Genomic DNA, 6,871 nt, shown 5'->3' on the forward strand with positions numbered 1-6,871 from the left:
CCCGCTCCGCCAGCCGGTACGCGGCCGCGGCCCCGAACCCGCCCACGCCGCCCACCACGAGGTACGTGCCCCCGGGATCCGGCCTGAGCTTTCCGGGCCGCGTCCTGACCGGCACCGGGCCGTCCAGGGGGTCGAAGGAGAGCACGACCGCGCCGAGGTGCCTGTCGTGCCGCATGGACGCGACCGCCTCCCGGACCCGGGCGGCGGGATAGAGGGTGTGCGGGAGCGGGCGGTGGATGCCCGCGTGGACGCGCTCCATGACCTCACGGAACACCTCGGGCTCGACCGCCCGCGCCGGTCCGCCGTCTTCGGGGTGCGCCCTGTCGAGCACGTCCGGCACGCCGTCCCCGGGGTGCGTTGCGTCGACCACCCGCCCCGGCACGCCGTCCCCGGGGTGCGGGCCGTCGAGCACCTCCGGCACGCCGAGGCCGTGCAGGAGCTCACGTTGCGCCGCCGTCCTCGCGGTGGCGGTGATCGGCGTCCCCCGGTGCCAGGCGTCCTGCAGCGCCGCCAGCCCGAGCGCCGTGGCGCCACCGCGCGCCTCGTGGCGGGCGAGGACGATGAACGGGATCGGCAGGGTGGCGGCCTCGGCGAAGCTCATGCCGTCGGGGATCGCGCCGACGAGCCGGGCATCGGCGAGCAGGTGCGACGCCGGCACACCCGCCGCCACCCCGACCACCCGGCAGCCGGCCCTGACGCCACGCACCCCCGTCCCGACCGCGCTCACCACCCCGGCGAACGCCCACCCGACATCCCCGGCGCCTCCAGGACCCGCGTCCCCAGGGCCCGCGTCTCCAGGGCCTGCGTCTCCAGGGCCTGCGTCTCCAGGGCCTGCGTCTCCAGGGCCTGCGTCTCCAGGGCCTGCGTCTCCAGGGCCCGCGTCTCCAGGGTTCCCGGCATCCCGGGCAACACCGGCAGCACAGGCATCTCCGGCGTCCACGGCAGACGGGAGCGGGCGATCGGGCAGGCCAACGGCCCGGACCTCGATGGTGACCGTGCCGGGGCCGGGTGGCGGTGGAGGGTCGGCCTCCACCCAGGCGGGCTCCCCGCGCTGCCCTGACCGGCCGAGGTCCAGGACGTAGTGCCGTACCCGGTCGCCGACCCCCTCGTACGGCACCTCCCGGGCGACGAAGCGGCCACCCGGGGTCAACGCCACCTCGCTCTCCCCGGAGGCAGCCAGCAGCTCGCGAGCCAGCCGGCGGGCGTCCACGGCGACCGTCCCCTCGCGGTGCAGGCTGATCCTGGGCAGGCGCAGGCCGGGCCGGTCGTTGGCGATGGCCCGGGCGGCTCCCCAGATCGCCGCGTCGGCGGGTACGAGGGGCAGCTCCGGAGCGGGCAACGCGCCACTGGGCCGCGTCACCACGTACAGGGTGCGCTCGACGGCCGGTGGCAGCTCGTCGCACGCGGCCACGACGGCCCGCAGCACCCCCATCCGCGCGACGGCCTGCTCCACCCTCAGGCGCGGCTCGTCATCGGTGCCGGCGCATTCACCATGCTCGGCCAGCACGAACACGACGCACACCCGCCCGCTCTCCGGCCCACCACCGCACACCCACCCGTTCTCCAGCCCGCCGCCGCTCTCCGGCCCGCCCTCGAACATCCGCCCGCTCTCCGGCCCACCCGGTGGGCCGCCGCCGCGCACCCACTCGCGCCAGCGAGCCGGATCCCCATCCGCGAGCACCGCCACGGCCTCACCGCCCGCCGCCCCAGCCGGGGCCGGCGCCGCCACGGCCTGGTCGCTCGTCGCCTCGCCCTCGATGCCGGAGGTCAGCAACCGGGCGACCGCGTCGGCGAGCGGCAGCTCGGCGGCCGTCTCCGCGGCGACGACCCATCGGGTGTCGCCGGCAGCCGCGGGCAGCAGCCGCCGCTGGGCTTCGGTGGCAGGCGCGGGCAGCGGTCGCTGTCCAGCTTCGGTGGCAGGCGTGGGCAGCGGCGGGCGCCTGGCTTCGGTGGCAGGCCCGGGCAGCGGTCGCCGTTCAGCTTTGCCGGCAGGCGTGGGAAGCGGTTGTCGGCGAGCCTCGGTGGCCGGGGGACGGGAGGCCAGCATGACGGAGAAGCCGTCCCGGGCAGGTGGCCGGTCGTCGCCGGTCTGCACCACCTGCGCGAACCCGCACCCGCGCAGCAACGACGGCCACCGGTCGCGGGACAGCAGCAGGCCGTGCGGGCGCACGTCGCGGTCGTCGACCTGCCAGAAGCTCTCCAGCAGGCCGAAGGTGCCGATCAGGAGGCGCGGATCGTGGGTCTCGACGGCCAGCAGGTGGCCCCCGGGAGCGAGCAGGCGCCCGACCCGGCGCAGGGCCGGAGCCAGGTCCCGGGCGGTGTGCAGGGCGTTGGCGGCGACCACCACGTCATAGCCGCCCGCCGCGAAGCCCTGGGCCGCGGGATCGGTGTTCAGGTCGAGCTGGCGGTAGTCGAGGAAGTCGTGGGCGGCGAAGCGGCGGCGGGCCGCGGTGCAGAAGAACGGCCAGACGTCCGTGAAGGTGTAGCGAGTGCGGTCGGACGGCAGGCGCGGCAGGAGCGCCGCCGTCGTGCCGCCCGTGCCCGCGCCGACCTCCAGCACCCGGAGCGGGCGGTCCGGCGGCCAGGCGGCCACGATCTCGTCGAGCAGCGCGCCGGCCACCTGGTTGGCGAAGCGGCAGAGCGGGGCGATGTCGTAGAGCTGGCGGGTCAGCTCGCCGCCGCCGTCGCGGCTCAGCAGCTCCAGCGGGTCCCGTTCGCCGCGCAGGACCGCCGGCAGGTGATGGTACATGCGGCTGTTCAGCGCGACCTCCGTGACGAAGGCCGGGTGTCGCAGCAGCAGGCTCCGGGTCAGCTCGTACGGCCTGGCCGGACCGGTCAGCCGCCACCGGCCGTCCGGCCCGGGCTCCGCGAGCCCGTGCTCCCGCAGCAGCCCGAGGACGACGGCGCCCAGGCGTCCGGGGCGGGCCAGCTCGTCGAGGGCGGTCGCGAACCGGTGGAGCTGGGCCTGCCACGCCTCCGGGAGGAACCGTTCGTAGCGGAGCTCGCGCCACGCCTCGCGCAGCCGCTCGATCCGCCCACTCGCGCGGGCCACGATCACCTCGGGATCGGGCTGGGCCACGACAACCCCAGGATCGGGCGGCGGCTGGTCCGGCCCGTACGGGGCGGCGCGGAGCCGGGCGTGGTGCAGGGTGATCGGCGGGCGCGCGTCAGGCATCGGGTCGGCCGCTGAGGGGTCGTGGGGTGATCGGTGGGTGTCAGGCGTCGGTCCGGCCGTCGAAGGGTCGTGGGGTGATCGGTGGGTGTCAGGCATCGGGCCGGCCGCCGAAAGGTCGCGGGGTGATCGGGCCGCGGGGCACCGCGACCACCGTGCAGCCCCGGTCGGGCTGGTGGGTGATGGCGACGCGGTTCATCCCCTCGTCGCGCGGGTCGGCGGCGGAGAGGATCACGCGGCGGGTCACGACGTGCAGGAACGTCGAGATCTGCAGCAGCGCGAAGTGCTTGCCCACGCACACGTGCGGCCCCGTCCCGAACGGCAGCCAGCTGTACGGGGCGGGACGTCCCTCCAGGAACCGCTCGGGGCGGAAGGCCGACGGGTCGGCGAAGTGCCGGGGATGGCGGTGCAGCGCCCGCAGCGCCACCAGCAGGTTGGTGCCGGGTTCGACCCGGTAGCCGCCGAACGTGAGCCGCTCGCGCGCCACACCCAGCGGCACGGTCGAGGTCGAGGGCCGCAGGCGCAGTGTCTCGCAGGTGACCGCGGTGGCGAACCGGTCGTCCTCGCCATGCAGGGCCTCCGCGGTCAGCCGGTGGAGCGCGGACGGGTGCCGTACGAGCCGCTCGACCGCCCAGGCCACACCCAGCGCGGTCGTGGTGTGCCCCGCCAGCAGCATGGTCAGGACCTGGTCGACCAGCGCCTCGTCGTTGAGCCGCCACCCTTCGGCGGTGCGCGAGGCCATCAGCAGGCTCAGGACGTCGTCACCGGTGTCGCCGTCGTGGCGGCGGGCGATCTCGCCCCTGACCAGCCGCACGCAGCGGGCGCGGAGCCGTTGCGCGGACGGCCAGAGCCGGATGGCGCCCAGCCCGCGCAGCGCGAAGCGGACCATGAGCTCCTCCGTCAGCGCCACGTTCAGGAGCTCCCGCACCAGTGGCCGCCACACCTCCAGGCGCCGCCGGTCCAGCCCGAGCAGGGAGCGCAGCGCGATCTCCAGCAGCGCCTCCCACAGCAGCGGCAGCAGCTCGAACGGCATCCCGGCCGGGAACCCGTCCACCGTCCGCCCGGCCACGTCGGCCACGATCTCGCGGTGGCGCCGCACCGCCCGGCCGCCCAGCAGGGGCAGCACCAGCTTGCGCAGCCGGTGGTGGTCGGCCCCGTGCTGCGCGAAGATCGACCGCGGCCCCCACGCAGCGGCCGTGGGCCGGCCCTCGAACGGGTCCAGCGGCGCCGCCATGACCTCGCCGATCAGCGCGGGGTCGCGCATGAGCGCGACCCGCCCGATGCCCGGCGCCCAGAACGCGAACACGTCGCCGTAGCGTTCGAAGGCCCGGTCGAGGAGGTGCTCGCCCCGCACGAGGTACGCGGGCAACGCCAACAGAGCCAGCCGGCCGGGGCCTGGGACGGGACGCGCCATGGTCACCCGCCGATGGTAGGAAAGGGCACCCGCCCGATGCCTCGTGCAACGCCGGGAGCAGGTAAAACGGGGGTGTGCGATTCGGCGTGCGGCAGTTTGAACTGTCCCTGATGCACCGGATGCGCGATCTCAACCCCGCGCGGGTCGAGGACGCGCTCCGGGTCATGGGCGCGACCAGGGCGGAGCTGCGGGCCGCGCACGCCCAGTGGACGAGGATGCTCCACTCGCCGAGGGCGCCGAAGACGCTCCGGCCGCTGCTCGGCCGCCCCGCGTACGAGGGCACGACCGCCGTGGGCAGCCTGACCTGCGGCGTGTCCCGCTGGGTCCTGCCATCCTGGCCCGGCCTGGAGTTCGAGGTCCTGTACGGTCCCGGCGGCGAGACGTGGAACCAGTGGTTCGTCCGCCCCGGGGACCCCAGGACGCTGTCCTTCGCCGAGCTGGCGCCCTGGAGTTGCGTGGTCGCCGACGTCGCCGCGAGCTTCCCCGGCGCCGTCCACCAGGAGGGCCAGGCCCCGCACCATTGGGCGGTCGACTTCGCCCACGGCGGCGCCACCCATCGCGCCCGGTTCGTCTACGGCCTCTGCCAGCGGATCGACGCCCGGTAGCCCGCCGCCTCCTCTTCAGAGATCATCGGCTGGAAGGCTTCGATGATCTCTGAAGAAAAGGTGACGAACATGCTCCGCGCCCTCGCCGTATCGGTGGCCGCCGGGATCCTCTCGCTCGGGGGATCGCCTCCGGCTCAGGCGGCGATCACCTGCCTGCCGGAAACGCCTGTCTGCCAGGAAGTCCGCGGGGTGCCCGGCGACCGCTTCTACTGGTTCGAGATCCAGCCCGCGCCGGCCACGGCCGTCTTCACCTTCATTGTGAACGATGTCCTGACCCCTGGCTCTCTCACGACGTCCACCTTCGGCACGGCGCTCGAAGGGGACTTCCGGCCCGCTGTGGTGCTGGTCGGCGGAGACGAGGTATGCATGCGCGTCAGCACCCTGAGCGGCGAGTTCTGCGCCACCACGCCCTAGCCCGGACGGTTCTTTACTGGTCTGTACAAAATCCGCTAACCTCCTCCCATGGGCAGGCCACGGGAGTTCAGTGATCGGGCGGTCGTCGACGCCGCGATGGAGGTCTTCTGGGAGAAGGGGTACGAGGCGACCTCCACCCAGGACCTGTGCGAGCGCACCGGGCTCGGCCGCGGCAGCCTCTACAACGCCTTCGGCAGCAAGCACCGCCTCTACGAGGAGGCGATCCGCCGCTACGCCGAGACCAAGGCCGAGGCGCAGCTGGCGATGCTGGCCGAGCCCGGGTCGGTGCGCGCGCGGCTCAGGGACCTCATGCTCGGCGTGATCGACGCCGACATGGCGGACCCGGGCCGGCGCGGCTGCCTGGCGCTCAACGCCGCCACCGAGTTCAGCGGGCGCACCGAGGCGGTCGCGGGGCTGGTGCGGCGGCAGTTCGCCGACCTGGAGCAGGCGCTCCAGCGGCTGGTCGAGCTCGGCCAGAGCACGGGCGAGCTGTCGTCGGACCGGCCGCCGCGGCAGGTGGCGCGGGCGTTCCAGAGCGCCTACTACGGCCTGCGCGTGCTCGCCAAGGTCACCGACGATCGGGCCGCCCTCCTCGACGTCGTCGACGGGGCCGTCGCCGCCCTGTAGCAGCCCCGGCCGCGGTTCATGGAGCCGCGGCCTTTTTGCCGCCCTAGTTCTGTACTGATCTGTAAAGAAAGAGAGCGAAGATCGATGAGGCTCAGTGTGCCGTCGCTGATGTTGTGCGTGTTCGGGATAACGACCGGCGAGTTCGTCATCGCCGGCATCCTCCCGGGCATCGCCACCGACCTGGCCGTCTCGATCCCGGCCGCCGGGCTGCTGGTGACGGCGTACGCCATCGGGATGATCGTCGGCGGGCCCGTGCTGACGGCCCTCACCGCCCGCTTCCCGCGCAAGCCGCTCATCCTGGTGCTGCTCGCGATCACGATCGCCGGGAACCTGGCCTCCGCGCTCGCCCCCGCGTACGGCGTGCTCTTCGCGGCCAGGGTCGTCACGTCGCTGGTGACGTCCACGTTCTTCGCCAACGCGATCGTCATCGCGGTCTCCACCGCCGCGCCGGGCAAGCAGGCGTCCACCGTCTCCAAGCTCGTCTTCGGCATGAACCTGTCGATGATCCTGGGCGCGCCGATCGGCACGTTCATCGGGAACGCCCACGGCTGGCGGGCCACGTTCCTGGTGGTCGCGGCGTGCTGCGCGGCCGGGTTCGCGCTGGTCGCGCGGCTGGTGCCGGACGTGCGCGAGCCGTCC

The 6,871-nt window shown here is 74.3% G+C and carries 6 protein-coding genes; 4 read left to right on the forward strand and 2 right to left on the reverse strand.

What is annotated here, in order from left to right; genetic code table 11:
• Window positions 1-3,175: methyltransferase (locus ACWDX9_RS57415; protein WP_449971591.1), on the reverse strand; the 3,175-nt coding region annotated here is incomplete at its 3' end.
• 88 nt (window positions 3,176-3,263) lie between these two features.
• Window positions 3,264-4,586: a cytochrome P450 gene (locus ACWDX9_RS57420; RefSeq protein WP_449971605.1), complete on the reverse strand. Its 1,323-nt coding sequence runs from the start codon at window positions 4,584-4,586 to the stop codon at window positions 3,264-3,266.
• 86 nt (window positions 4,587-4,672) lie between these two features.
• Between ACWDX9_RS57420 and ACWDX9_RS57425 the strand changes: the two genes are divergently transcribed.
• The 4 genes from ACWDX9_RS57425 to ACWDX9_RS57440 all read left to right on the forward strand — a co-directional run.
• Window positions 4,673-5,191 (forward strand): hypothetical protein, encoded by a 519-nt coding sequence (locus tag ACWDX9_RS57425; RefSeq protein WP_449971593.1) that lies wholly within the window; start codon window positions 4,673-4,675, stop codon window positions 5,189-5,191.
• A gap of 42 nt (window positions 5,192-5,233) precedes the next feature.
• Complete coding sequence (locus tag ACWDX9_RS57430; protein ID WP_449971596.1) at window positions 5,234-5,605, forward strand: hypothetical protein; 372 nt, start codon at window positions 5,234-5,236, stop codon at window positions 5,603-5,605.
• Window positions 5,606-5,653: 48 nt separating this feature from the next.
• On the forward strand, window positions 5,654-6,232 hold the full coding sequence (locus ACWDX9_RS57435) for a TetR/AcrR family transcriptional regulator (RefSeq protein WP_449971599.1): 579 nt from the start codon (window positions 5,654-5,656) through the stop codon (window positions 6,230-6,232).
• Between the two features lie 84 nt (window positions 6,233-6,316).
• On the forward strand, window positions 6,317-6,871 hold a 555-nt coding region (locus ACWDX9_RS57440), incomplete at its 3' end, for an MFS transporter (RefSeq protein ID WP_449971602.1).

The sequence above is a fragment of the Nonomuraea sp. NPDC003201 genome (genome assembly GCF_053590415.1).